At 56.6% G+C, this 23,344-nt stretch carries 27 protein-coding genes and 1 pseudogene; 15 read left to right on the forward strand and 13 right to left on the reverse strand.

All coding sequences use genetic code 11. The features are described from left to right. Positions 1-85: 85 nt before the first annotated feature. The 5 genes from GTN70_05480 to GTN70_05500 all read right to left on the reverse strand — a co-directional run bounded on the left by GTN70_05480 (position 86) and on the right by GTN70_05500 (position 3,587). Positions 86-289 (reverse strand): 2-hydroxymuconate tautomerase family protein, encoded by a 204-nt coding sequence (locus tag GTN70_05480; GenBank protein NIO16435.1) that lies wholly within the window; start codon positions 287-289, stop codon positions 86-88. Between the two features lie 470 nt (positions 290-759). Then, positions 760-1,569 (reverse strand): uridine phosphorylase, encoded by an 810-nt coding sequence (locus GTN70_05485; GenBank protein ID NIO16436.1) that lies wholly within the window; start codon positions 1,567-1,569, stop codon positions 760-762. Between the two features lie 51 nt (positions 1,570-1,620). Further along, the gene (locus GTN70_05490) at positions 1,621-2,013 is read right to left on the reverse strand and encodes a DUF1284 domain-containing protein (protein ID NIO16437.1); all 393 of its coding nucleotides are present in this window, start codon (positions 2,011-2,013) and stop codon (positions 1,621-1,623) included. 163 nt (positions 2,014-2,176) lie between these two features. Next, positions 2,177-3,121 carry a hypothetical protein gene (locus GTN70_05495; GenBank protein NIO16438.1) on the reverse strand — a complete coding sequence of 315 codons (945 nt, stop codon included), beginning with the start codon at positions 3,119-3,121 and terminating at the stop codon, positions 2,177-2,179. Positions 3,122-3,158: 37 nt separating this feature from the next. Continuing rightward, positions 3,159-3,587, reverse strand: coding sequence for a hypothetical protein (locus tag GTN70_05500; GenBank protein ID NIO16439.1), 429 nt, complete (start codon positions 3,585-3,587; stop codon positions 3,159-3,161). A 320-nt stretch (positions 3,588-3,907) separates the two neighbouring features. Between GTN70_05500 and GTN70_05505 the strand changes: the two genes are divergently transcribed. Further along, entirely contained in the window at positions 3,908-4,381 is a 474-nt protein-coding gene (locus tag GTN70_05505; protein NIO16440.1) for a deacylase, read from the forward strand. Positions 4,382-4,386: 5 nt separating this feature from the next. Here GTN70_05505 and GTN70_05510 read toward each other — a convergent pair whose 3' ends face one another. Next, positions 4,387-5,514: a sorbosone dehydrogenase family protein gene (locus GTN70_05510; protein NIO16441.1), complete on the reverse strand. Its 1,128-nt coding sequence runs from the start codon at positions 5,512-5,514 to the stop codon at positions 4,387-4,389. 146 nt (positions 5,515-5,660) lie between these two features. Between GTN70_05510 and GTN70_05515 the strand changes: the two genes are divergently transcribed. Continuing rightward, positions 5,661-6,269: a peptidyl-prolyl cis-trans isomerase gene (locus GTN70_05515; protein ID NIO16442.1), complete on the forward strand. Its 609-nt coding sequence runs from the start codon at positions 5,661-5,663 to the stop codon at positions 6,267-6,269. Positions 6,270-6,434: 165 nt separating this feature from the next. Here the strand turns inward: GTN70_05515 and GTN70_05520 are convergent, their stop codons facing one another. Both GTN70_05520 and GTN70_05525 read right to left on the reverse strand, forming a co-directional pair. Next, complete coding sequence (locus GTN70_05520; GenBank protein ID NIO16443.1) at positions 6,435-6,641, reverse strand: hypothetical protein; 207 nt, start codon at positions 6,639-6,641, stop codon at positions 6,435-6,437. Positions 6,642-6,797: 156 nt separating this feature from the next. Beyond that, positions 6,798-7,469, reverse strand: a complete 672-nt coding sequence (locus tag GTN70_05525; protein ID NIO16444.1) for a cyclic nucleotide-binding domain-containing protein — start codon at positions 7,467-7,469, stop codon at positions 6,798-6,800. A 239-nt stretch (positions 7,470-7,708) separates the two neighbouring features. Between GTN70_05525 and GTN70_05530 the strand changes: the two genes are divergently transcribed. The 5 genes from GTN70_05530 (at position 7,709) to GTN70_05550 (ending at position 12,127) form a co-directional block, all read left to right on the forward strand. Then, positions 7,709-8,095: a hypothetical protein gene (locus GTN70_05530; GenBank protein NIO16445.1), complete on the forward strand. Its 387-nt coding sequence runs from the start codon at positions 7,709-7,711 to the stop codon at positions 8,093-8,095. Positions 8,096-8,443: 348 nt separating this feature from the next. Further along, entirely contained in the window at positions 8,444-8,755 is a 312-nt protein-coding gene (locus GTN70_05535; GenBank protein NIO16446.1) for a hypothetical protein, read from the forward strand. A gap of 88 nt (positions 8,756-8,843) precedes the next feature. Continuing rightward, on the forward strand, positions 8,844-9,116 hold the full coding sequence (locus tag GTN70_05540) for a c-type cytochrome (protein NIO16447.1): 273 nt from the start codon (positions 8,844-8,846) through the stop codon (positions 9,114-9,116). A gap of 134 nt (positions 9,117-9,250) precedes the next feature. Further along, positions 9,251-10,555, forward strand: coding sequence for a 2,3-bisphosphoglycerate-independent phosphoglycerate mutase (apgM, locus tag GTN70_05545; GenBank protein NIO16448.1), 1,305 nt, complete (start codon positions 9,251-9,253; stop codon positions 10,553-10,555). Positions 10,556-10,741: 186 nt separating this feature from the next. Continuing rightward, positions 10,742-12,127: a Si-specific NAD(P)(+) transhydrogenase gene (locus tag GTN70_05550; protein ID NIO16449.1), complete on the forward strand. Its 1,386-nt coding sequence runs from the start codon at positions 10,742-10,744 to the stop codon at positions 12,125-12,127. 79 nt (positions 12,128-12,206) lie between these two features. On the opposite strand, the gene GTN70_05555 is transcribed toward GTN70_05550, so the two are convergent. After that, entirely contained in the window at positions 12,207-12,734 is a 528-nt protein-coding gene (locus tag GTN70_05555; protein ID NIO16450.1) for a DJ-1/PfpI/YhbO family deglycase/protease, read from the reverse strand. A 288-nt stretch (positions 12,735-13,022) separates the two neighbouring features. On the opposite strand from GTN70_05555, the gene nth reads away from it, so the two are divergent. From nth to glgP, 4 genes and pseudogenes are all read left to right on the forward strand, one after another. Further along, entirely contained in the window at positions 13,023-13,670 is a 648-nt protein-coding gene (gene nth, locus GTN70_05560; GenBank protein NIO16451.1) for an endonuclease III, read from the forward strand. A gap of 76 nt (positions 13,671-13,746) precedes the next feature. Next, entirely contained in the window at positions 13,747-14,229 is a 483-nt protein-coding gene (locus GTN70_05565; GenBank protein ID NIO16452.1) for a redoxin domain-containing protein, read from the forward strand. A gap of 11 nt (positions 14,230-14,240) precedes the next feature. Further along, a complete protein-coding gene (locus GTN70_05570) occupies positions 14,241-14,498 on the forward strand; it encodes a hypothetical protein (GenBank protein NIO16453.1) in 258 nt (85 codons plus the stop codon). Positions 14,499-14,730: 232 nt separating this feature from the next. Further along, a pseudogene (glgP, locus tag GTN70_05575) lies at positions 14,731-16,339 on the forward strand (alpha-glucan family phosphorylase). A 38-nt stretch (positions 16,340-16,377) separates the two neighbouring features. On the opposite strand, the gene cysZ reads toward glgP, so the two are convergent. Together cysZ and GTN70_05585 are read right to left on the reverse strand one after the other, a co-directional pair. Next, complete coding sequence (cysZ, locus tag GTN70_05580; protein NIO16454.1) at positions 16,378-17,133, reverse strand: sulfate transporter CysZ; 756 nt, start codon at positions 17,131-17,133, stop codon at positions 16,378-16,380. Between the two features lie 27 nt (positions 17,134-17,160). Beyond that, positions 17,161-17,769 (reverse strand): methyltransferase domain-containing protein, encoded by a 609-nt coding sequence (locus GTN70_05585; protein ID NIO16455.1) that lies wholly within the window; start codon positions 17,767-17,769, stop codon positions 17,161-17,163. Between the two features lie 154 nt (positions 17,770-17,923). On the opposite strand from GTN70_05585, the gene GTN70_05590 reads away from it, so the two are divergent. Together GTN70_05590 and GTN70_05595 are read left to right on the forward strand one after the other, a co-directional pair. Beyond that, complete coding sequence (locus tag GTN70_05590; protein ID NIO16456.1) at positions 17,924-18,259, forward strand: ArsR family transcriptional regulator; 336 nt, start codon at positions 17,924-17,926, stop codon at positions 18,257-18,259. Positions 18,260-18,508: 249 nt separating this feature from the next. Further along, positions 18,509-18,985, forward strand: a complete 477-nt coding sequence (locus GTN70_05595) for a 4Fe-4S ferredoxin (GenBank protein NIO16457.1) — start codon at positions 18,509-18,511, stop codon at positions 18,983-18,985. A 38-nt stretch (positions 18,986-19,023) separates the two neighbouring features. On the opposite strand, the gene GTN70_05600 is transcribed toward GTN70_05595, so the two are convergent. Continuing rightward, entirely contained in the window at positions 19,024-19,884 is an 861-nt protein-coding gene (locus tag GTN70_05600; GenBank protein NIO16458.1) for an aldo/keto reductase, read from the reverse strand. Between the two features lie 162 nt (positions 19,885-20,046). Between GTN70_05600 and GTN70_05605 the strand changes: the two genes are divergently transcribed. Continuing rightward, positions 20,047-21,135, forward strand: a complete 1,089-nt coding sequence (locus GTN70_05605) for a calcium/sodium antiporter (GenBank protein ID NIO16459.1) — start codon at positions 20,047-20,049, stop codon at positions 21,133-21,135. Positions 21,136-21,191: 56 nt separating this feature from the next. Here GTN70_05605 and GTN70_05610 read toward each other — a convergent pair whose 3' ends face one another. After that, positions 21,192-21,692, reverse strand: coding sequence for a hypothetical protein (locus GTN70_05610; protein ID NIO16460.1), 501 nt, complete (start codon positions 21,690-21,692; stop codon positions 21,192-21,194). A 555-nt stretch (positions 21,693-22,247) separates the two neighbouring features. Between GTN70_05610 and GTN70_05615 the strand changes: the two genes are divergently transcribed. Beyond that, positions 22,248-23,344, forward strand: a 1,097-nt coding sequence (locus GTN70_05615; protein NIO16461.1) for a hypothetical protein, incomplete at its 3' end; no start/stop codon positions are given.

Genomic DNA, 23,344 nt, shown 5'->3' on the forward strand with positions numbered 1-23,344 from the left:
CTACCTGGCATTATATTGAACATGCCGGCGCTTTACATCCTCTAAGTCAAACCGGAGAACCCTTTTAGAGGCCTCTTGCGGCCCGCTACCGGCTCTTCTCACGGCGGGCCGTGACCGTCTCGCCCCCGATCCCCCAGTTATCGGTATCAACCTCATCGATCACGACGACGGTGGTCGCCGGGTTCTTCCCGAGGACATCCTTGAGCAGCCCGGTCACCCCGCTGATGAGCTTCTCTTTCTCCTCCCTCGTCGCGCCGTCCCTCGTTATCCTGATGTTTACAAAGGGCATGCCTTCCTCCCGTTTAAGATTTTCCCCCCGTTTTTTTCCGCAGGCCGAAAAGATGGTCGGATGGACTTTCCGTCCCCGATTCACTCATGAATATTTTCCGCAAATTGTGATGCCCGATACAGAGCATCCCCTTTTTGGCGCGCAACGCTTTTTGGGGACCGTTTATAGAATCGTCCTTTCCGCTCACTCTCCCCGTTATATCCGGGGGCGTTTCGGGGCGGTCTGTTTTCCCGTCAGCGGCAATTTGTATTATAGATATTTAAACGCCCATCAACAACGTCACGGAACCCGCCTTCAATAATTTCCCGTGCGGCGTAATACTTTCGTGATGAAACAGTTACAGAGGGTTTACGTCTCCTAACTCCCGGGGCTGTTAGCATGGGGGTAGGATACAAATCTGCCTGGTTAAACGTGGTGAAGGAGCAATTCAAACGATACTGATTACGTGTCGGGGGACCGGCAGGCAGACGTCACCTTCCCTTCTCCCTGTCCATGGAATAGACTATCTCGACTGCCCGCAGACCGACTTGGATGCAGCGCATCTCGGCCTTCGCCAGGACATCCTTCGAAGCAAACCTGCGGTCGGTGATGCTGTCGTACACGGCCGTCACCCCCCCTGACCGGAGCTTCCAGCTCGAAATCGCGGCGAGGGTCAGGTACACCGACATCTCCATCTCGACGTTCAAAACCCCCGCAGCGCGAAGCCGCTCTATCTTTTTAGGATCGGTCGAGGAAAAACCGCGCACGTGCCATCCCTGCCCCGCGTAAAAATCCGAGGTCGTGCAGGTAAGGCCGACATGATATGGATAATTCAGCGAGGCCGCTGCGCGGGCAAGGGCCGATACGATCTCCCTGTCTGCAACGGCTTCCACCGTCGGGGGGGCATAGTAGTGGCTCGTGTTCTCGTCCCGAAGTGCCCGCTCGGTAATGACGAGGTCGCCGATGGCAACGTCATCCTGAACGCTGCCGCAGCTGCCGATACGGATAAAGGTTGCGGGAACGACGCACTGGCTGGCCTCGACGACGGTTATTGCCGTGTTGTCGGGCCCGATGCCGGTACCCATAACCGTCACCGGTATCTCACGGTAATAACCCGTAAAGGTGCAAAACTCCCTGTTTTTCCTCGTAACCGTCACGCGGTCAAAAAAGCTGGCGATCTTGACGGCCCGGTCAGGATGCCCGCAGGTGAGTATGTAAGGGTGGATGTCTCCCGGTCCGCAATCAATATGATAGTAACGGCCGGCGTCGTTCTTCGGTGGCTCGATCCCCTTCGACGACAAAAAACTTCCCTCCCGGAAGAGCAACGGATGCTTCGAAAGGCACAGCCCGACTCATCGCGCTGTCAACGTGAGCTCGCGGAACAAAGGGTCCCTGGAGCAGGCGTCCTGCCACCCGCAATCGATGCAGTACGTGTCATACCATGCTTCAAACAGCTCGTGGAGCTTTCCCCTCACCGCGTCCCAGGAAACTTCCTGTCCCGGGACAAGGTGCAGGAGTTCCAGCGCCGAAGCGTCCATTTTTTTGATCTCCGCTTCGTCCCGGCACGTTACTCCTATGAGGTAGGGACAGGGGGAGCAGACCTCATCTGCGCCGGAGCATACGGTAACGCCCTCCTTTTCCGCGTGCGAAATGACTCTTTTGAGATTTTCCACGAAGGTCGAATCGTACCCTTCACCGCCGAAGAAGTGGAGGCACACGAGGTGATGTCCGCGTAGTTTCGTCATGCATGACCCTTTTTTCGGCCCACCTCAAACCGGGTGGGACGGCGAGGCACCGCTCACTTCCATATTTTATTCTATTTGGCCCGTTAATGAAACAGGCGCGATGAGCGCTGTCACGTCATCATTGATTAAAGCAAGGACCGTTCGGGCAAAGGGACGCCTGCCCCTATCTTTGGAGCACACCCCTTTCCATTTTGTAATCCTTTGGAACTTCAAAGTGGCTGTCCGGAAGAGCCGCGGCGTCAAGCGACTTTATTTCCTCTCGATACTCGAACAGGGTCTGGAAATTACCCCCTTCCCCGCCGAGCTCTCTCCCCATCTCCCGGCGGACCTCCCACTTTATGGAGGTCAGGACGGAATATCCCTTCATCTTTTCAAGCCCCGCTTTCAATTCCTTGCCATCAAGGCCTGCTGCCCCGGGAAGAACCCACAGCCCGAACTTCCTCATGTCACCCGGGGTCATGTCCAGCCCCGTCTTTTCAAGGTAGGCCCGCTCGAACATATCTTCCGCCGCCATGACTTCCTTGATTTTTCCCTTCCCCTCCGTATTCCAGAAATTGCCTGTCATGCGGAACTTGTTGCGCCTCTTCGACTTTTCCTCCTCTGTCTCCACAAGCCAGGTCAGCACATGCAGGCTGCAGGGAAACCCGCTGATGGTTCTTTTCTCCCCCGTCTTTTGCACGTCGAGTTCGCCAGACACCAGGCCGGCCTCTTCCTGGTTCCCCCCGCCGGCGCCTCCCTCATGAAGCGCACCTGCTCTCCCCCGCTCTCCGCCGGATTTATCGCCCCGGTGATATACCGAAAGGGCCCTTTCCCTGTAGGTTCTATTCGCGTGGTTTACCTCCCAGACAAGGTCCCTGTCGGGGCGGTAGATTATCGACAGGTCTTTTGGCCAGAGCAGCATGCCGAAGGTCTTCCCCGTCATCTCCATCTTCGTGTCGGTCCTTTTCATCGTATCTTTGAAATAGTCTATCTCCTGGGTCATAGGCGTCCCGGCGCCTCCCTCCCGGATAAGCCGCACAACAGCCACATCTGCCAGAACCGCCGGATATGGGGCCAGGAGGAGATACAGCCCCAGCACGCCGGAAACCGTGCTCCATGGAAGCCTCATCAAAACCCTCCTTTCCCAACCCCTTGCAACCGCCCCGCTAATCACCGGGGTCGATGATCCTGGCGACCCTCGACAGGGGGTGGCCTTTCGCGCTCACCTCAAGGGAGTTGAACCAGCCAAAGGGGGTCCTTGTGACTTCGAACCCCCTTTCGGAAAGCAATCCGGCGAGCAGCTTCAACCCTTCAATTGCCGCCTCGGGCCTCGATAACTCTCCGAAGAGGTGCGCGAAGGGATGTATCAGTATCCTGCCCGCCTTCACACTCCCGGCAAGCTTTTCGATCTCATCGGCCCCCCGCTCACAGACTTTCTCGAGGTTTGCCTCGTCCCCCTTCTCGATGCTCGTTAAGACCACGAGCCCCTCGACGAACTCCGTCTCCTTCCGGTCCGGCTCCTCGTATACCCGGGACCTTCCTCTCTCCGTTATCCGGCAGAGAAACCTGTCCACGTGAAGGATGAGAATCCTCACAACCCACGTATCCTTTGCCCGTTGATGCCGAATTCCAACAATTTATCAATCATACGCCATTATCCGTGGGCCCGCAAACCACCCACGTCACATCGCCGTGGGTTTCAGGATGACATCCGCGTCTTCAGCCGCTCGGCCAATCGCGTTGTCCCGGGCACCCCATCCTGTGCCTCCCATACATGGCCTGACGCTTTACCATCACTTGTCCCTGTTCCTCGCCGCACGCCGGGTGTACAATACGGATATGGACGGTTAGGGAACGGATCCTCGCGGGAAACCGGCTGGCGCATGCCGCTAGAACGCAAAAAGGGGGTGAAAAGATGGCAATGTTTCCCAGCCTTAAAAAATACCTCGAGGAAAACGGGGTGCAGTTCGAACACACGATTCACGCAGCCGCTTACACGGCACAGGAAAAAGCCGCCCTCTCCCACACACCGGGGAAGCAGAGGGCCAAATCGGTCATCGTGTGGGGCGATGGAAAGCTCTCAATGGCGGTGATCCCGGCACACAAGAGGCTCGATATGGCAAAGATCAAAGAGTGCCTCGGGGCAGGCAAGGCGAGGCTTGCAAAAGAGGAGGAATTTGCCGAAATATTCAGCGGCTGTGAAGTCGGCGCCCTCCACATATTCGGGAATCTCTACGACATCCCGGTCTTCGTCGACTCATCCCTCTCAAAGTTCAGCGAAATCTATTTCACCGCCTGCACGCACCACGATACGGTCAAGGTCAGTTTCGCCGATTTTGAGAGGCTGGCAGGCCCCACGGTCTGTGACGTCGCATCCGATGACGCTTGAATAGGCTATCCGTCGAACCGGATGCGGTATATGACGCCGGCCTTGTCATCTGAAACGAGAAGCGACCCGTCGGGCATGACGAGGACATCGACGGGCCGGCCAAAAGGGCGGCCACCTTCCAGCCAGCCCTGGGCGAACACGCGATAGTCCACAGCCCGGTTCTCCTCGAGACGGACCACGGTTATCCGGTAGCCCGTGGGAATGGTTCGGTTCCAGGAACCGTGTTCTGCGATAAAAATCTGCCCCCTGTAATTTTCGGGAAACATTCCCCCCCGGTAGAAACGCATGCCGAGGGCCGCGACGTGGGCGGGAAGCTTCAACTCCGGGGGGACGAAATCGCTGCATTTTACGCGCTTTCCATATTTCGGGTCGGGAATGTCCCCGCCGTGACAATAGGGAAATCCGAAGTGGAGGCCCTTTTTTGCCGCCCGGTTCAGCTCATCGGGCGGAAGGTCATCACCCATCCAATCACGACCGTTATCGGTAAACCAGAGCTCATTCGTCCCGGGATGCCAGTCGAATCCGACGGTGTTCCTGACCCCATGTGCAAATATTTCCATCTTTTCGCCGGAGGGAGAAAACCGCAGTATCGACGCGTACCGCTTGTCGTCTCTCTCACAGACGTTGCACGGCGCCCCCACGGGTACGTACAGATATCCGTCGGGACCGAAGCGGATGAACTTCCATCCATGGCGGCGATCGCCGGGAAGGTTTTCGCTTATGACCGTGGGAGCGGGGGGCTGCTTGAGCCTCTCCTCTATTTCGTCGAACCGAAGCAGGCGGTCTACACAGGCCACGAAGAGGGAGCCCTCACGGAAGGCAACGCCATTCGGCATGTTGAGACCGCTTGCTAAGGTCAGCACCTCGTCGGCCCTGCCGTCCCCGTCGAGGTCGCGTATCGCGTACACCTTTCCCGCCTTGCGCGTGCCGACAAAGAGCGTTCCCTTCTCTCCCAGCGTCATCGACCTGGCATTTGGGACACCTGTTGCAAACAGCTCTATCGCAAATCCCGGGGGGAGAGAAATCTTCTCAAGGGGAAGCTCATCCCCAAAAACCCGGGGAGGTCGATGGACGCCTGCCGCCGAGAGCAAAAAACAGAGGGCGACGGAGGCGTAGATTATCTTCTTTTTCATTCCTTTTTCCTTCAGGTTGCAGATGTCCTATAATGTTACTTTCATACTTCACTTTAACGGTTTCACGCAAGAGGGAAAAGCGCACGTGCTATTTAAAAAAACAGATCCCCCGGATCAGGAGCGAGCACAGCTATCCTGAAAAGGAGATGAAAGGAGGAATTCAATTGATCAAGACTGTCAGCCTTACCCTTGCTATTTCAATCGCCTTCGTCATTGCCCTCTCGAAGGTCGGCGCTGAGGTGAAAAATCCCGTCGTCCTGTTCGAAACTTCACTGGGAAACATCAAGATAGAGCTCTACCCGGAAAAAGCGCCCATCACGGTAGAGAACTTCCTCGCCTATGTAAAAGAGGGTTTCTACGACGGCCTCATCTTTCACAGGGTCATAAAAACCTTCGTCGTCCAGGGAGGAGGATTCCTTCCCGGAATGAAACAGAAAAAGCCCACGCGGCCCCCCATCAAGAACGAGGCGAGAATGGATCTGAAAAACGAGCGGGGTACCATCGCGATGGCCCGCACCATGGAGGTCGACTCGGCCTCCTCTCAGTTTTTTATCAAAGTGGAGGATAACAGGAATCTCGACCATGTCGATAATACCCAGCGGGGCTTTGGATACGCCGTGTTCGGGAAAGTGATCGAGGGGATGGACGTGGTAGACAGGATCCGCTCTGTTCCAACGCACAATGTGGGGATGTTCAGGGACGTTCCGGAGGACCCCGTCGTCATCTCAAAGGCCCGGCTCCTGGAGGCCGATTGAAGATCGCAGGAAGCGGCCCGGCTCCCTCTCTGAAAGAGAAGCGATTCCGGGGAGCGTGAGGCACCTTTGCCGGGAAGGTTCAAGCGGAAAGAGTACAGTTCTCCTCCTTCAGAGAAACCGGATAACGCAACAAATTCCCTTGCCGGAGAAGACAGCGAATTCTTGTTACGCTGCCTTGCGGGGCTCCCTGCCGCCGGCCGCCTTCGCCTCCGGTGCCTGGGTCAGAGGCCACTCGGCCCAGAACACCCGTTTCCGCTCAACTTCCTCGTCGGAAACATACCCGAGGAGGACAATGCAAAAAGCAGCAAGAAACAGAAGCAGGCCACCAATGAGCGAAACGCCGATCTGGCTCGTGAAGAGGATGTTTTCCATAATCTGTTCCTCCTTGATTGACCCGGACTCTTCGGGAACGCTTCAGAAAGGCCCGGGATTTAAGGGCTTGAACCTTTCCTATCCCCAATTACAAGTATAGAAAGGAGAAATAAATCTTTCTGTGAGACCTTTCACATACGCGGGGGGCAGGCCTGCCTAAGAGCTCACGAATTCCTCCAGGCGAGGCCTGTTGATGATCAGCTTCCTTCCGACAGTTGCCAGGAAACCCATTTCCTTCAGCTTCTTGATATTGTGGGTAACCGTCTCCCGTGTCGACCCGATGAGGTTCGATAGATCCTCATGGGTGAGGGGGAAAGGGATAACCGTGCCGTCCGGGGTATCGACACCATGCTCCCTGCAGATTTCGACGAGCACCCTTGCCAGCCGCTGATAGGACCAGGTGTGGCTGAAGTGGGAAAACTCTTTTTCGACCTTCATGAGCCTTTTTGACAGAATTCGGATAAAATTCATGCTCACCGTAGGAATCGATTTCAAGATCCTGAAAAAATCTTTCCGCGAAACGACGATGGCCGTCACCTCAGTGTTTGCCACCGCCGTCATCACCCGCCTCTCACTGGCAAACACAAGCTCTCCAAAAACGCTGTCCTCCTTCAGAATGTGGAGGATGGTCGCTTCACCCCTCCCGGAATGGGTGATGAGTTTCACCAGGCCACTGGTGATGATAAATATGCAGTCGCTTGGATTTCCCGCCGAAAAGATGACCGACCCTTCGGAAAAATGCCGCTCCCTGCAGAACTTCTCAATCTCTGCAGCCTCTTTCTCTGAAACCCCGCGGAAAAGCTCTGATGCTGTCGTGTGAGAGAGCATCGCCTCTTACCCTCCAGCCTGGGGAAGGAAATGCAATGTCTCTAAATCTATGCTACCACCAAATGACACATTTTTATAGAAGATTTTATATTTCAGTTACTTAACAAACAAACGGGACGGGAGCTGCTGCTGCCCCGGGCCAATCACGTGAGACGCGAATAATTTTTGCGAAAAAAACGAAACTTCCCGAGAAAAACACAATCGAACGGTTAAACCGAATGATAGGGTGGGGTGCAATCATGAAAAAGTTCTCATTAGCGACAGCGATAACATCCGGGTTGTTGGCCGTCGCAATGACGGCGGCACTTTCGCATGCATATCAGAGCAGGACAAACTCTTCCGGCGCGAACGCTGGTACGGGTGACACATCTTCGCAGGTCAGGATGGTCAAGCATTGCCTGACCACCGGCAACAGCATTGAAGAGGACAGGGACCTCGTGGAAGCATCGAAGGTCGCTCAGGCCTTTCCCCTTTACGGGAGCAGGGAGGAAAAAGTTTTCCGGCCCGGGGCAACGATCATCAGCTACAACGGCAATGTCGACTTCAAGCTGGGAAAAGCGTTCAGAACAGCAAAAAAAGAACCCGAAAGGGAGTGTATCTTCATCCAGGAGTCGGAGCGCCCGTAAGCGGGTGGTTCACACCATCTCCCTCCCTGGGAAACATTTTCTTTCAAACATCGTGTAACAGCGGTTTGGCCTGCACCTGTCCTTCACACCATCCCCGGATACAGAAAAATCCGATCTGTTCCCTCAAAAAATAGGGGCTCATTTTATTCTTGAATTTGCCCATCATATCCCGTAAGTTATTCCTATACCAACGAAGGAAGACCGGAAGGATGTTGCCGCGTTTATCGCGAAGGAGAGATCTTTTAAGCGCGGGTTGAGAACGACGAGCCAACCGGTTCGTATAATTCCAAAAGCGCCCTTTTCAAAACGGGGCGATAGGTAAGTAAAAATCCAAAAGGGGAGGCTACAATGAGGTATCGTGTACTTTTGTCGATTGTTGCATCACTTTTGCTCGTGTTGTTCATTGCTCCGGGTTGCCAGCAGAAGCCCAAAGAGGAGGCCAAACCGGCAGCGGTCACTGAACCTGCCAAAGAGATGACGGAAACAGCAGGGGAAGCAACGGAAGCCGGGAAGGAGGCAGCCGAGGAAGCAATGGAAGCCGGGAAGGAGGCAGCCGGGGAAGCAGTGGAAGAAGGTAAGGAAGCAGCCGGGGAAGCAAAGGAAGCAGTTGAGGAAACCGTAGAAGAAGGCAAGGAGATGATGAAGGAACAGGGAAAGTAGGGAGGATACCATGAGGCGTCTTTTATCGCTGTCTATCTTCGTTTCATCCGTGCTGGTTCTCTTTGTCGCCGGTGGCACCGGGGCGGAGATGGCCCAGAAGGAAGCGGGAGTGATGCTGGAAGAAGGAAAGGCGCTCTTTCAGAAACACTGCGCCGTCTGTCACCCGGAGGGGGGAAATATCATCAATTCCAAGAAAACGCTCTACAAGAAAGACCTGGATGCCAACAACTTAAAGACAGCGGAAGACATCGTGAGCAACATGAGGAATCCCGGGCCGGGCATGACGAAGTTCGGTGAAGAGAAGATATCGAACGAAGAGGCAACAAAGATCGCCGAGTATATCCTGCACACTTTCCGGTAATCGGAGGAAGGAGCGTATCCGGCAAATACAAGGCCGGATCGCCGTTTTTAAATTTCGGGTTTCCATCACCACGAAGGTCGTTGGAGACCCGAAATTTTTCTTTATCCAGAAACACCCGAATATATAATTGAAGGATGCGAACCATCCTTCTCCTCCTCGACGGGCTCGGAGACAGAGGTCATCCCCTGTATGCAGGCAAGACCCCCCTTGCGGCCGCGTCGACCCCGAATCTGGACAAGATAGCAGAGGCCAGCGCAACCGGGCTCTACCACAGTTACATCCCGGGCATCCCCATGTCGAGCGAAATTGCCCACTTTCTCATGTTCGGATACGATCTGTCTGAATTCCCCGGCAGGGGGGCGATAGAGGCGGCGGGATATGGCATTTCTCTCTCCACAGGAGACGTGGCGATGCTCGCCAGGATATTCTCCACCCGTCCGAAGGGGGGTTTGCTTTTCCTGGAGGTTGAAGACCCCGATCTGGAACTTTCGGCCTGCCGGGAGCTGCAGGAGCAGATCCGGTCCTTTGAAATCGGCGGGTTCCGGTTGGAATTCACACCGACGGAGGGCGTTGAAGGGATACTCGTGATCCGGGGAAGCGCCTCAGAGAAGATCACCGACTCCAACCCGATCTACGAGGGGCGTCCCCTGATGGAAGTGCGGCCTCTTAACAACATCGGGGAAGCCAGAAGGGCCGCAGAAAAAACGGCGCAGGCCCTGAACAGCTACCTCGTCTGGTGCCACCACACCCTTGCCAGGCACCCCGTAAACGTCGATCGGGCCAGAAAAGGACTTTGCCCGGTCAATGCCCTGGGCACCCAGAGAGCGGGCAGGCGGCGTGAAGTGCAACCTTTCATGGAGAAATGGGGAATGAAAAGCCTGTCTATATCCTCCGGGGCCGTCTACCATGGGCTGTGCCAGATGGTGGGCATGGAAATCATAAGGGCGAAGGAAAGCGGGGACGCCGAAAGGGATCTGCGGGAAAGGCTGAAGCAGGCATTGGAAGCAGCGTCGTTCGATTTCATACACGTTCACACGAAGGCAGCCGATACGGCGTCGCACACCAAAAACCCCGAGACAAAAAAGGCCGTCATCGAAGCGCTCGATAGCGCGCTCTCTCTGGCCGTCAGGGAGATAATCCCCGACGACGACATTCTCTTCGTCGTCACGTCGGACCACTCAACCCCCAGCACCGGGCAGATGATACACTCCGGCGAGCCCGTGCCGGTCATGATTCGGGGAAAACTCGCCCGGGTAGACGACGTCGGCTCGTTCAACGAGGCAAGTTGCGCGCGGGGCGGCCTCGGCCTCATTCGCGGACCTGAGCTTATGTACCACATCCTCGACCTAACGGACAGGGGAAAGCTGTGGGGGCTCATGGACTCACCGGCCAACCAGCCTTACAGCCCGGGAATCTTCCGTCCCCTGAAGATCGACTAGGCACGTCAGGGCCATCATATCGTATGCCGGCAACCGGCGTTTCCCCGGGAGATTTTTCCCGCACATTCCGGACCCTCTGCAGGCACAGCCCGATGGTCTGATCGACCCCGCCATCCTTTCCCCACGAGTTTCAATGGCTTGCCATGATGGAGACGGGTACGGTATCATTTTTTAAGGGAGATCCAAATGGAGCAGGACCACTACGACCTCATCGTTATCGGAAGCGGCCCGGCCGGCCAGAAGGGAGCCATATGCGCCGCGAAATTTAACAAGCGCGTCGCCGTCGTCGACAGCATCCACATGATGGGGGGCGTGTGCGTCCACACGGGAACGATCCCGAGCAAGACCCTCAGGGAAGCCATCCTCTATCTGTCGGGATTCCGCCAGCGCACCTTTTACGGGAGGGATTACATGCTCAAGGAGAAGGTGTCCTTCCCGGACCTTACGATCTGGGTACAGAAGGTCGTGGAGCGCGAGATAAATGTCATCAGCTCGCAGTTGAAGCGAAACGGAATCGATGTGATAGGCGGCAAGGCGCACTTCATCGACCCGCATACCGTAGAGGTCCAGGCGGAAACGGGGCCCCTCAAGCTGACGGGCGATTACATCCTCATCGCATGCGGGACCCGCCCCCACCACACTCCGGAAATACCCCTTGATGGAAAACAGATCTGCGATTCCGACCAGCTGCTGCACATCGAAGAGATTCCCCGCCAGATGATTGTGATCGGTGCCGGGGTCACGGGCCTCGAATACGCCTCCATGTTCACGGCCCTGAACAGGGAGGTGACGATAATCGACCAGAGGCCCTCGATCCTGGATTTCGTTGACCGGGAGATCATCGACTCGCTCCTGTACCTGATGCGCCGTCACAGGGCGACGTTCCGCCTCTCCGAAAAGGTGCTGTCGGTGAGCAAAGACAGCGATTCCCGGGTCGTGGCAAGGCTCGAAAGCGGAAAGGTGATCCGGGGCGATTTTCTCCTGCACACGGCGGGGAGACAGGGGAATACGGACACGCTGAACCTCGATGCCGCCTCCCTGTCCTGCGACCGTCGCGGGCGGCTTGCCGTGAACGACCAGTTTCAGACCGAAGTACCCCACATCTACGCCGCGGGAGACGTCATCGGTTTTCCCGCTCTCGCAGCCACCTCCATGGAGCAGGGAAGACTCGCGAGCTCTCACATGTTCGGCGTCCCCGGCAAGATCTCAGCCGAACTGCTCCCCTATGGAATCTACACGATACCGGAAATATCCATGGTGGGGATGACGGAACAGCAGCTCACAAGCGGGAAAGTCCCGTATGAGTTCGGGGTCGCCCGGTACGAAGAAATCGCGAAAGGGCAGATCCTCGGTGACGAGATCGGGCTCTTGAAAATTCTCTTCGATCCCAAGACCCTCAAAGTACTCGGCATCCACGCCATCGGCGAAAATGCCGCGGAGATAATCCACATCGGACAGGCCGTTCTGGCCATGGGAGGGACCGTGGAATACTTCCGCGACACGGTATTTAACTACCCCACCCTGGCTGAGGCCTACCGGGTAGCTGCTCTCGACGGGCTCAACAAGCTCTGAAGCGCTCCGGCGAAGGCCACAACCGGCCTCTTTTGTCCCCCCCCGACGGCATACCCGGAATGACCGGGCCAACAGGTGGCTACTCCTGCCTGCCTGAAAGGGCCTGTATCATGGTCCGGCAAAAAGCGGGCAGATCATCGGGAACCCGGGAGGTAATCAGGTTCCCATCCCGGACGACCTCGCTGTCTTCGTAGTGAGCCCCCGCGTTCTCAATGTCATCCTTGATGGCGAAAAAGCACGTGGCCCGCCTGTTCTGAAGCACATCAGCCGAAACGAGCACCCACCCGCCGTGGCAAATCGAGCCTACCACCTTATCCTTCCCTGCCATTTCCCTCACCAGGTTCACCATCGCCGGGTGGCGCCGTATGATGTCGGGGGCATATCCGCCGGGTACGACAATGCCGTCGAAATCATCAGCGCTTACCCTGTCTGCGCTCGTATCCGCCATGACGGGGTAGCCATGCTTCGATGTATAGGTTTTTTCTCCCGATCCCACCGTCGTTACCTTCGCCCCGGCCTCCCGGAAACGCAAGACGGGATACCATACCTCCAGTTCCTGGTAGAGGTTCTCAACCAGCACGGCAATGTGTTTTCCCTTCAATTCCATGTGGTCCCCCTCGTATCGGTTTTTTCACCTAGTGAGATGCCTCCACGAACGATATGGCTTCCTTTCCTTCGCCGCTGCTGTGAAGTTGAATGCCCGGATGGGGTAGAATAGAAGAATCGGCCCTGGTTATTTTTCATCATACGTTTCAAAAAGCGAAGGGCAATGATTTATAGCGAGGATTGATCGGCGGGCGAGCACCCGACAAAACGCCGGTTGAGTGCGGTAAAGAGATGAAAAAGAGGGCATATTTTGGTCAGGAAAAAGGAAAAACCCGGGCAGGAAACTGACGTGTCAGGTGAGCGGAGGAAAAGGGCCGGAAAAGTCCTGGCGGAGCTGAAAAAACTATTTCCCGACGCAAAGATCGCCCTTAACTTCTCAAACCACTGGGAACTTCTCGTGGCTGTCGTGCTCTCGGCCCAGTGCACCGACAAGAAGGTGAACGAGGTTACGGCAAAACTGTTCGTAAAGTACCCCTTTCTCGAGGATTACGTTAGCGCCGACGCCCGGGAATTTGAAAGTGACATAAAACCGACGGGTTTTTACCGCAACAAGGCGAAAAACATCCTCGCCTCCGCGAGGATCGTCAAGCAGAAGCACGGGGGAAAGATACCCAAAACGATGGACGAACTCCTCGCGCTCCCCGGCGTGGCGCGGAAAACGGCAAACATCGTACTGGGCAACGCCCACGGAATCGTCGAGGGAATCGCGGTGGATACCCACGTCAAGAGGCTTTCCCGTAAACTGGGACTTACCGACAACAGGGATCCCGACAAGATAGAGAGAGACCTGATGGCCCTTCTTCCGAAAGAGGAGTGGTTCGATTTTACCTACCGGCTCATCGAGTACGGCAGAAAAATATGCCCGGCCCGGAAACACGAATGCACGAACCACCCGCTGACAAGAATTTACCCGGCAGCCTCCGGAATATGGCCGTAGGAGCAACGACCCGATCCCCGGCGCCCCTTTCAGCGTGACGAGGGGCAAACGGGGGGGCAAAAAAGAGGAGGAAATCATGAGAAAAAGGATGACCATTGGCGCATTCATAGCGGCCCTTCTATCGGCAGCATTACCGGCAGCCGCCCTGAACGTGGGAGACAGGGCCCCCGTTTTTACCGCAGAGTCCACGAAAGGCAGGATAAGCCTCGGGGACTTCACGGGGAAGGCTCACGTGGTCCTGGCATTCTACTATGCCGATTTCACACCCGTCTGAACGCTCGAGATGCAGGCTTTCCAGAGAGATCTGGAGAAGTTCAAGAGCCTGGGCACCCAGGTCCTGGGTGTGAGCCCCGACAGCCTTGAGACCCACAAAGAGTTCAAGAAGAAAAACCGTATCGAATTCCCCCTCATCTCCGACGCGGGTGGTGAGCTGAGAAAGCTCTATTCAGGAGGAAGAGTAACCTTCGTGATCGACAGAGAGGGAACCATCCGCTTCATCCAGAAGGGCGTCCCTGACAATCAGAAGCTTTTGAAGGCGATCGAGGAATTCGGCAGGTAAGAGGATGAATCATGCCATATATCGGCACAGACAAGAGGGAAAAATATACCGAGGCCATCCAGAGCATCCTGGACTCCCTTCCCGAAAGTCCCGCTGAAGCGGCCGGAGAGTTCACCTACGTGATTTACAAACTTCTCCAGAAGTTCAACGGCAGGTACTGGGAAAGGGCCCTCGGCACCGGGTCGGCGGTCATGGCGATCATGGAGATGTACCGCCGTGAACATGCCGGGTACGAAGAGGAAAAGATGGCAACCCACGGGGATGTCTGAAGGGCAGCCTTTCGTTCAGGCGAATGAATAGCCGCCCCGTTCCGGGACAAAAAAGCCGAACGTCCCGGCGGGGCCGCATTGTGTATGGATGGTTATGAAAATTAATTATTTTGCCGCCACTTATTTAGTTGTTGACGGAAGCCGATAAATGCTGTAGAAGATCACTCAATTTAACAGACGCGGGGCGCACGAAATGGGAGAAGAACGAAAACAGGTCATCGCATATTTCTCCATGGAGATCGGCCTGGAACCATCGATTCCGACCTATTCGGGAGGTCTCGGGATCCTGGCCGGGGATACGATCAGGTCGGCAGCGGACCTCGAGATTCCCTTCGTCGCCGTATCGCTCCTCTACCGGCAGGGATACTTTTACCAGAAACTCGACAAGAGAGGAAACCAGAGCGAGGACCCGGTGCGCTGGCCCGTGGACGACTTCGTCGAGCCCCTGGAGGCACAGACGTCGGTCGAATTGAACGGGCGCACGGTACACATTCGGGCATGGCGATATACGGTTAAAGGAGTGACCGGCTTTACGGTACCCGTTTACTTTCTCGACACCTCGCTTCCGGAGAACGCTCCTGAGGACAGCAGCCTGACCGACTCTCTCTACGGAGGGGACAGCTATTACCGCCTCTGCCAGGAGGTCGTCCTGGGGATGGGCGGTGTCAAAATGCTGCGTGCCCTCGGCTACGAAGATATCAAACGCTTTCACCTGAACGAGGGGCACGCCGCGCTGATCGTGCCGGCACTGATAGAAGAGTTCCTGACCCAGCGGGGACAGACCGCATACATCGACCCCGAGGTGATCGAGGAAATCAGAAAGCAGTGCGTATTCACCACCCACACCCCGATACCCGCCGGCCACGACAAGTTTCCCGAGGGCCTGGCAGAACAGATCCTCGGGAAAAAGCGCTGGCACCTGGTGAGGGGGTGCGGACANNGTGGCCATGAAACATGGCCAGGTGTCCAGAAATATGTTCCCCGGCTACCCCATAAGCAGCATCACGAACGGCGTCCACACCCCGACCTGGGCATCCCCCCCCTTCCAGAAGCTCTTCGACCGTCATCTCCCCCAGTGGCGGATAGACCCTTTTTCGCTGCGCTATGCCATCTCCATACCGGGCGAAGAGGTCTGGCAAGCCCACATGGAGGCAAAGAAGCTTCTCACCAAATATGTAAACACCGAGGCAAACGCCGGATTTGACAAGGATATCTTCACCATCGGCTTTGCCCGCAGGGTCACGGACTACAAGCGCCCGACCCTGCTGCTCCACGACATGCAAAGGCTCCAGGCAATCATGAAAAAGCATGGGCCGATTCAGATCGTCTTCGCCGGAAAAGCCCACCCCAGAGACGAGCGGGGGAAAGACCTCATCAGGCACATTTATTCCGTGATAAAAGAACTCAGGGAAGCCATCAAGATCGTCTACCTCCCCAACTACGACATGGCCCTGGGAAAACTTCTCTGTGCCGGCGTCGACGTTTGGCTCAACACCCCGCTGCCGCCGCTTGAAGCCTCCGGCACGAGCGGGATGAAAGCCGCGGTGAACGGCGTCCCGAGCCTGAGCGTCCTCGACGGATGGTGGGTCGAAGGGCACATCGAAGGCATAACGGGCTGGTCAATCGAGGATGGCATCGGTACCAGCACCGGGGAAAGAGAAGCAATCGATGAGCGGCACGTCGACGCCCTCTACGATAAGCTCGAGAATGCGGTTCTCCCCTGTTTTTACAGGGATCGGGATAAATTCATCGTCATCATGAAAGATGTCATCTCGCTGAACGGGGCTTTTTTCAACAGCCACCGGATGGTCACCCAGTATCTGCACCAGGCCTATCGCTAGGCAGCGGGAAATTCCAGGGACAGCTTCCACGGCCCCCATTAACGGCCGTTTTCGCTACCCATCCGGGAAAGACGCTCGACCCACATCGCCGTTGCCCCCGCCACCGCAGCCGGCATGATGAAGAAATTCACAACGGGAACCATACCCACCACGAGGCACCCCATGCCGAAGCCGAGCGCCGCCCACCTGTCCTGCCTCAGCCTCGCTTTCACCTGCGAGAAATAGATATCGTGGTTCTCCATGGGGTAGGCAAGGTACTCGACGGCGAGCATCCACGATGAGAAGGCGAACCAGAGAAAAGGGGAAACCACGTTTACCAGGGGAACGAGGGTCAAGAGCACGAGGAGAGCGGCAAGTACCAGGAAATAGGACAGCTTTCGAAACTCGCTGGCAATTGATGGGATAATGGTGGAGAAAAAACCGCCGGACATGGCCGGCTCTTTGCCTTCAGCGCCGGCGAGGATGAGCTCGACCTTCTCCGATAAAAGCCCGTTGAAGGGGGCGCCGATGACATTCGCAACCAGGGTGAAGGTGAAGAAGAGAACGGTCAGGGCCGCAGCGGCAAAGAAGATCCACAGGGCAATCCGGGCAAACTCGGCCCACCAGCTGTCGCCGCCGGGAAGCAACCAGCCGAGAAGGTTCCCATACTGATCGATGGCTATCAGGATGGCGGCGGCAAATACGAGGAAATTGACAAGAAGCGGCATCAGGACGAAGGGGCGGACGCCCTTCTGCCGAACGATCCGCAACCCCTGGAAAAAGTAACCGGCTCCCGATAGAAAATCACCGATCAATCTTCTGCTCCTGTTTCAGTGCTCTCCCTACCGTTTCCTCAAAAGGTATATCCCGTCTCTCACCGTCAAAAGAACCTTTTCCACCCTATCGTCCCGAAAGACACTCGCGTTGAAAGAAGCGATGGCGCGGCTATCATCATCTCGGGGGGAGAGGACGGTCCCGTACCAGAGAACGTTGTCGACGGTGATGAGTCCCCCCTTTTTCACGATCCTGAGGCTCTCGTCGTAATAATCCTGATAGGAACCCTTGTCTGCATCTATGAAGACAAGATCGACCGATTCGTCGGGGATCTCCCGCACCGTATCGAGCGCGGCCCCCAAACGGATCTCTATCTTCTTTCCGTGGGGGCTCCTGTCGAAATACCTCCGCGCTGTCCGGGCGTACTCCCGGGAAACTTCGCAGGTGATCAGCTCCCCTCCCTCGGGGAGGCCGGATGCCATCATGAGCGCCGAATAGCCGGTAAACGTGCCGATCTCGACGACTTTCCTCGCACCTGAGGCCTGAACGAGAATCTTCAGCAGCGTTCCCACAACCTTTCCCGTCAGCATGTTGGGATGACCGGTTTCCTCGACCGTCTCCCTCTCCAGCTCCTGAAAAATAGAGGACACAGGGCCGGTATGTGAATCGGCATACATCTCAATCTCCTCATGGATAAATGGATACAAGTCACTACCTCCTTTTCCTCGCCGGTCAAAAAAAGGCGATCGTTTCTTGCCCGTCGACTTTTTTCCGGCACCGGTTTGAGGCCAACGCCCAAAGCTTTATAATAGCATTTGGAGACAAGCCTTTTTGAAGATGAAAGGGAAAGAGCCCCCCATACCCACCGAAAAGACCGAGACGGTCCGGAGGAAAATTGTGGATATCCTCTCGGACCGACCGCTCTCTGCCGGCGAGATATCCTCCCTTGCGGGCATTTCAGAAAAAGAGGTCCACCAGCATCTGCACCACGTCCAAAAGACGATCGAAAAGAGAGGGGAGGCCCTCGTCGTGGAGCCCGCGGAGTGCAATAAGTGCGGTTTTCTCTTCCGTAAGAGAAGCCGCCTGAAAAAACCCGGCAAATGCCCTGTCTGCCGGTCAAGCTTTATCCTGGAGCCGCGTTTTTCGATCAGGAGCAGGAAAAAATAGGGTTCACTTTTCCCCACCATCCCCGTACCCCTAAGAAAACCGTCAGACACATCCGACCGGGGTTTCCCTCCAAGGCGTTGAGCCTCCGGAAACTATTCCCAATATGAGGTTTTCGGGCATCCCTTGACCGAAGTCAAGGATATCGCGGGCCCTGGAATCGAAAATGAAATGAGATCTGTTCTCGAATTTCAGCGAAGTTACGCGCTCGTTCGGAATAGAAAAGCGACTACGTACAAAGGAGGAAGCGAGATGAAGGAATTTGGAGGATGTCCGGGTTCGAGAATGTTCTCGTTCGAGAAGGACGGATCACAGGATGAGACGCCGACCGGCAGGGTCCAGTCACAGTTGAGACAGTGGCCGATCCAGCTTCACCTGGTTTCGCCAACCGCCCCCTACTACCAGGGCGCGGACGTGCTTCTCGCCGCCGATTGCGTCCCCTTCACGATGGGAAACTTTCACGCCGACTTTTTGAAGGGAAAAGCGCTGGCCATCGCCTGCCCGAAGCTGGACCAGGGGCAGGAGATCTACATAGAAAAGATCAAAGCGTGGTTTGAGGAAGCGGAGATCAACTCGCTCACCGTCCTCATCATGGAGGTCCCCTGCTGCAACGGCCTCGTGGGCATAACGGTGCGGGCTCTCGAGGAGTCGGGAAGGAAGGTTCCCGTCAAGTACACGGTCGTGGGATTGAACGGCGACGTCCTGAACGAGGAGTGGATCTCCTTCTGACCGCTTAAACGCCGCGCCTCTTGGGCAAAACGGGCTGATCAGGGCACAGCGCCCCGGTAGAAGGCAAGCCTTCGCGCATGGGGCCTGAACGCGTCTTCCACCGCCGCCATCTCTTTTCGGGACAGGGGTGAAAACGCCCGGCCCACGTTCGAGAGCACCTCCACCTCGGCGGGCGTTTCGCAGCCCACGATGGCCACGTCTATATCCCAGGAGAGGGCATACCGGATGAGCAACTCTGCGGAAATGCCGTGCTTGGGGGAAACATAGTGGCCTCCACCGAGCACTTTCATGCCGATTACGGCGAGCCCCTTCTCTCTCGCCGCCGCAAGCGTGCCGTCGAGAAACCCCCCGAGCACCCCCTCGACGGGGTTAACGGGGAGCATCACGGAATCGAGGGGCCAGTCGATGACGGCCCTGGTAAGGATTTCGGGATCGTGATGCCCCGTGACCCCGATGTACCGCACCTTCCCCGACTGCCGTGCCTCCTGGAATGCCTCGATTCCACCTCCCCTCCCGGACAGGGAACGGAGGTCCAAGCCGTCCCTCACGTCGTGGATCTGCCACAGGTCGAGGTAAGGCAGCGACATGGTCATAAGGGAGGTAGACAGGTCGGAGAGCGCGCCCCCGCGGTCCCTCCTGGCAGACTTGCTCGCCCTGAAGACCTGGCGACCCGCCTCTGCCCGTTGCGACCATACGGCCCCGTGGTACCCCTCGCTTCCCGCGTACACCCTGGCACAGTCAAAGTACGTTATCCCCCGGGAAACCGCCTCCCAAATGACGGCCTCTGCCTCATCGGTGCGCCCGTGGGTCCGCAGCACTCCCTCGCCGCCGAGCCCGACCATCGTGACCCGCCTGCCGGTGCTCCCAAAATCCCTGGTTTCAAGGCTCCTCTCGCTCATGATGTTTTTCCTGAAAGCAGATCTATCTTTTCATCGTACCACCTTCCCCTCGCTCCCGCCATACACCCGCCTGCTTTAACGGTGATCTTTGCTTTTTCAATGGGGCCTTCGCGTTTATAATCTGCAGAGTACCACGCAAGAATCTTGCGGAGAGGAAACGGAATGGGAATGATACCTGTAATCCTCCTCATAGCGGGGCTCCTCCTGTTGGCCGCGGGGGCCGAAGCCCTGGTCCGCGGCGCAGCACGGCTTGCCGCTGTCATGGGAATTTCCCCGCTGGTGATCGGGTTGACCATCGTTTCCTTCGCCACGAGTGCCCCGGAAATGGCCGTGAGCGTCCTCTCCGCCATCTCGGGCCAGGCCGACATCGCCGTGGGAAATATCGTGGGGAGCAACATACTGAACGTCCTGCTCATTCTCGGCCTGTCGGCCGCCATCGCTCCGCTGGTCGTCTCCCGCAAGCTGATACGGATGGACGTACCCATCATGATCGGCGTCTCGTTCCTCATGCTGATCTTCGCATACGACGAAAAAATAAGCCGGGCCGAGGGGTGCATCCTGTTCTCCGGGATAATCGCCTATACGCTCTTTTCTATCCACCAGAGCAAAACCGAGAAAAGCTACCGGGAGAGACAGAATTCACGGAAGAGCGATGGGGACATGGAAAGGGGAAACAGAAAAATCGTCACCAACCTGTTGCTCATCCTGGGGGGACTTGCCTCGCTCGTCCTCGGTTCTCAATGTCTGGTCAGGGGAGCCTCTTCCATAGCCAAGGCAGTGGGCGTGAGCGAACTCGTCATAGGGCTGACGGTGGTGGCGGCGGGGACCTCCCTTCCCGAGGTCGCCACCTCCCTGGTCGCCAGCATTCGCGGGGAACGGGATATCGCCGTGGGAAATGTCGTTGGCAGCAACATCTTCAATATCCTCGCGGCGCTCGGCCTGACGGGTATTGCCGCCCCCAATGGCATTGCCGTTTCGGAAGCCGCCCTGAGATTCGACATTCCCGTTATGATCGCCGTTGCCATCTCCTGCCTGCCGGTTTTTTTCCTGGGATACAACATATCGAGGTGGGAGGGACTGCTCTTCCTGGCATATTACGTGGCATACACGGCATACCTCATATTGAAATCCACCCACCACGCTGCCCTTCCCCTCTTCAGCACGGTGATGATGGCCTTCGTGATCCCGATCACCGCCGTAACGATCATCACCCTGCTGGTCCGCTCCCTGCGCCGCAAACGCAGCGGCTGAGCCGCCGGGAAAAAGTCCCCATCCGGAAATATCCCCCGCTGCGGTCTCCCTGCACTTTACCGCGAAGACGCAAGCCGGACGAGTTCCGCCAGGACCGCCTGCTCGTACTCCACGGCCTTCTCGGAACGCGGGGACATCTTCGCCCCCGAGGTGATCTTCTGGGCAGGCGAGGTATCCCGCTTTACGCCGGTAACGGCGATCTCGATCGCAAGTGTCGCGTCGCTGCAATCGAGGGGGTCTTTGAGGATGGAGCCAACACCCGATATGCCGAAGGCGATATCATCGCCGAAGATGACTTCCACGATGAGCTTTCCCTCCCGTCTGATGTTTGCCACGGTCCGTGAGGTCCTCACCATGCCCGCGACCACGGTCCTGTCGTCGGGGCAGTAAAACAGGGACATGGGGGCCGTGTTGGGTGTTCCGTCCTCGTTCACCGTGCCCACGATCGAGATGACGCGGTTGGGATTTTCGTTGAACAGCGCTTTAAGGTCGACGATCTTCTCCTCCCCCTTGTGGGCGATGCGCACGATAAGGTTATCGGACACTACCTTTGCCATGCTCTCCCTCCCCATGCGATATATGGTCTCTTCTATCGATATAGTACAGAACGGCAGCAAACCACAACGGATAATCGGCAAGAAACCTTCCCGGGGAGCGGGGATAACAAAAACGGGATTGCCCTTTCCCCTCCATCTCCATCCCCGGAATCAGCACCGCCATTCGGGGTTGAAAACGCCTTTTCTATATTCATTTCAGATATTTGCATCGCCTCTCGGTGGAAGGAGCCACTCTCTCTGCGCCCCGGGATAAGCCCTGTGAGCGGTTAGTTTCAGATATGTGTTCCAAAAGTGTAAGAATGCTTTTTTTCCGGCAGGACCCGGGGCAACGCGATTCGCTCCAATCCACGGTTTTTTCCTCAACGGAAACAGGGGGTTATTCACTAAAAACAGCAATTGGGGACGGTGGCACGCTTTCTGAAAGATTACCTTTTTTACGGGATACGCTCCCGAAGGTTCCCGGGAGAGCGGTCTCCAGGGGAACGGGTGGGGAAAAGATTGCCCGGTCCCCCGCAGGATAACGGTAACTCATTAAAAGAAAAGGGGGTAAACGAGATGTCTGCAAAAAACTTTCTCATATTCTGGCCCCAACATCCCGCACTGTCGGTAGCGCTGCTCGTGGCCGTGTTGATTACCCTTTTGTACTTTTCCCGCACCTTCGCACACGGGATAATCAGGGCATTCTGCCGGGTAATTCACAACGGGTTCAGACTCGCTTCGAAGTCGGTCATGCTCGCGGAGAGCAGACTGGCCGCCCGGAACAGAGAGGTTCTTCTTGCCTCGGGGAGGGAGTCCGCAGAGAGGGAGATCGAGCGTGAGTTCCACCGCATCGACTCGGTAGTCCGGCGGGATCTCCAGGGATTTCCCGACCTGCAGAAAAATCTCGGGGGTCTGATCGACCGCATCGACGAAAATTACCGGGGCGCGATGGACGTCCCCCCATCCCCTCCTTCCTGGCTGAACGCGATCTCAACGGTGGCAAAGATCCCCTCGAAGGGAGATCCGATGGTGGCAAACATGCTCAAGGAGATCAACCGCTCGCTCGAAAAGCACCACCGGCAGGCAATGGAGGAACACCGGAAAGAGAGCAGAATGCGGCAGGCGAGCATGAAAAAGATGATGCCCCACTGGAGGAAGTTGACCCGCATCCTCGAAGACGTGGGAAAGACCATCACGGGGCTCTTCGAGCGCTCCGCCATCATAGATTTCCGGATGGGCGAGTATGAGGAAATTTTCCGGGGCACAGACAGGGCGGAAAGGATGCTCTCCTCCTCGTCGATGACCCAGTTCTTCATCTCCGGATTCGTACTCCTGGTTGCCATCGGGGGTGCCGTCATCAACTTCAACCTGATAGCGCTGCCCATGTCCGAGATGGTCGGCGGTGGAAGTTACATCGGGCCTTTTCAAACAGCCAACGTGGCGGCAATGGTGATCATCCTCATTGAAGCGGCGATGGGATTATACCTCATGGAATCATTGCGGGTAACCCGGCTCTTCCCCGTAATTGGGGCAATGGATGACAGGATGAGGAAGCGGATGGTCTGGATCACCTTCAGCATCCTGTGCATCCTTGCGGGGATCGAAGCCGCGCTGGCATTCATGCGTGACCTCATTGCCGCAGACATGCAGGCCCTGAGACAATCACTTGCCGG

Source organism: Deltaproteobacteria bacterium (assembly GCA_011773515.1).
Lineage (GTDB): Bacteria > Desulfobacterota > Deferrimicrobia > J040 > J040 > WVXK01.

Excerpts from the sequence above, each read along its gene's own strand:
- GTN70_05480 (NIO16435.1), bottom strand. The coding sequence starts at position 289 with ATGCCCTTTGTAAACATCAGGATAACGAGGGACGGCGCGACGAGGGAG.
- GTN70_05490 (NIO16437.1), bottom strand. The coding sequence starts at position 2,013 with ATGACGAAACTACGCGGACATCACCTCGTGTGCCTCCACTTCTTCGGC.
- GTN70_05495 (NIO16438.1), bottom strand. The coding sequence starts at position 3,121 with ATGAGGCTTCCATGGAGCACGGTTTCCGGCGTGCTGGGGCTGTATCTC.
- GTN70_05505 (NIO16440.1), top strand. The coding sequence starts at position 3,908 with ATGGCAATGTTTCCCAGCCTTAAAAAATACCTCGAGGAAAACGGGGTG.
- GTN70_05510 (NIO16441.1), bottom strand. The coding sequence starts at position 5,514 with ATGAAAAAGAAGATAATCTACGCCTCCGTCGCCCTCTGTTTTTTGCTC.
- GTN70_05515 (NIO16442.1), top strand. The coding sequence starts at position 5,661 with ATGAAAGGAGGAATTCAATTGATCAAGACTGTCAGCCTTACCCTTGCT.
- GTN70_05520 (NIO16443.1), bottom strand. The coding sequence starts at position 6,641 with ATGGAAAACATCCTCTTCACGAGCCAGATCGGCGTTTCGCTCATTGGT.
- GTN70_05525 (NIO16444.1), bottom strand. The coding sequence starts at position 7,469 with ATGCTCTCTCACACGACAGCATCAGAGCTTTTCCGCGGGGTTTCAGAG.
- GTN70_05530 (NIO16445.1), top strand. The coding sequence starts at position 7,709 with ATGAAAAAGTTCTCATTAGCGACAGCGATAACATCCGGGTTGTTGGCC.
- GTN70_05535 (NIO16446.1), top strand. The coding sequence starts at position 8,444 with ATGAGGTATCGTGTACTTTTGTCGATTGTTGCATCACTTTTGCTCGTG.
- GTN70_05540 (NIO16447.1), top strand. The coding sequence starts at position 8,844 with ATGGCCCAGAAGGAAGCGGGAGTGATGCTGGAAGAAGGAAAGGCGCTC.
- apgM (NIO16448.1), top strand. The coding sequence starts at position 9,251 with ATGCGAACCATCCTTCTCCTCCTCGACGGGCTCGGAGACAGAGGTCAT.
- GTN70_05550 (NIO16449.1), top strand. The coding sequence starts at position 10,742 with ATGGAGCAGGACCACTACGACCTCATCGTTATCGGAAGCGGCCCGGCC.
- GTN70_05555 (NIO16450.1), bottom strand. The coding sequence starts at position 12,734 with ATGGAATTGAAGGGAAAACACATTGCCGTGCTGGTTGAGAACCTCTAC.
- GTN70_05570 (NIO16453.1), top strand. The coding sequence starts at position 14,241 with ATGCCATATATCGGCACAGACAAGAGGGAAAAATATACCGAGGCCATC.
- GTN70_05585 (NIO16455.1), bottom strand. The coding sequence starts at position 17,769 with ATGTATGCCGATTCACATACCGGCCCTGTGTCCTCTATTTTTCAGGAG.
- GTN70_05595 (NIO16457.1), top strand. The coding sequence starts at position 18,509 with ATGAAGGAATTTGGAGGATGTCCGGGTTCGAGAATGTTCTCGTTCGAG.
- GTN70_05600 (NIO16458.1), bottom strand. The coding sequence starts at position 19,884 with ATGAGCGAGAGGAGCCTTGAAACCAGGGATTTTGGGAGCACCGGCAGG.
- GTN70_05605 (NIO16459.1), top strand. The coding sequence starts at position 20,047 with ATGGGAATGATACCTGTAATCCTCCTCATAGCGGGGCTCCTCCTGTTG.
- GTN70_05610 (NIO16460.1), bottom strand. The coding sequence starts at position 21,692 with ATGGCAAAGGTAGTGTCCGATAACCTTATCGTGCGCATCGCCCACAAG.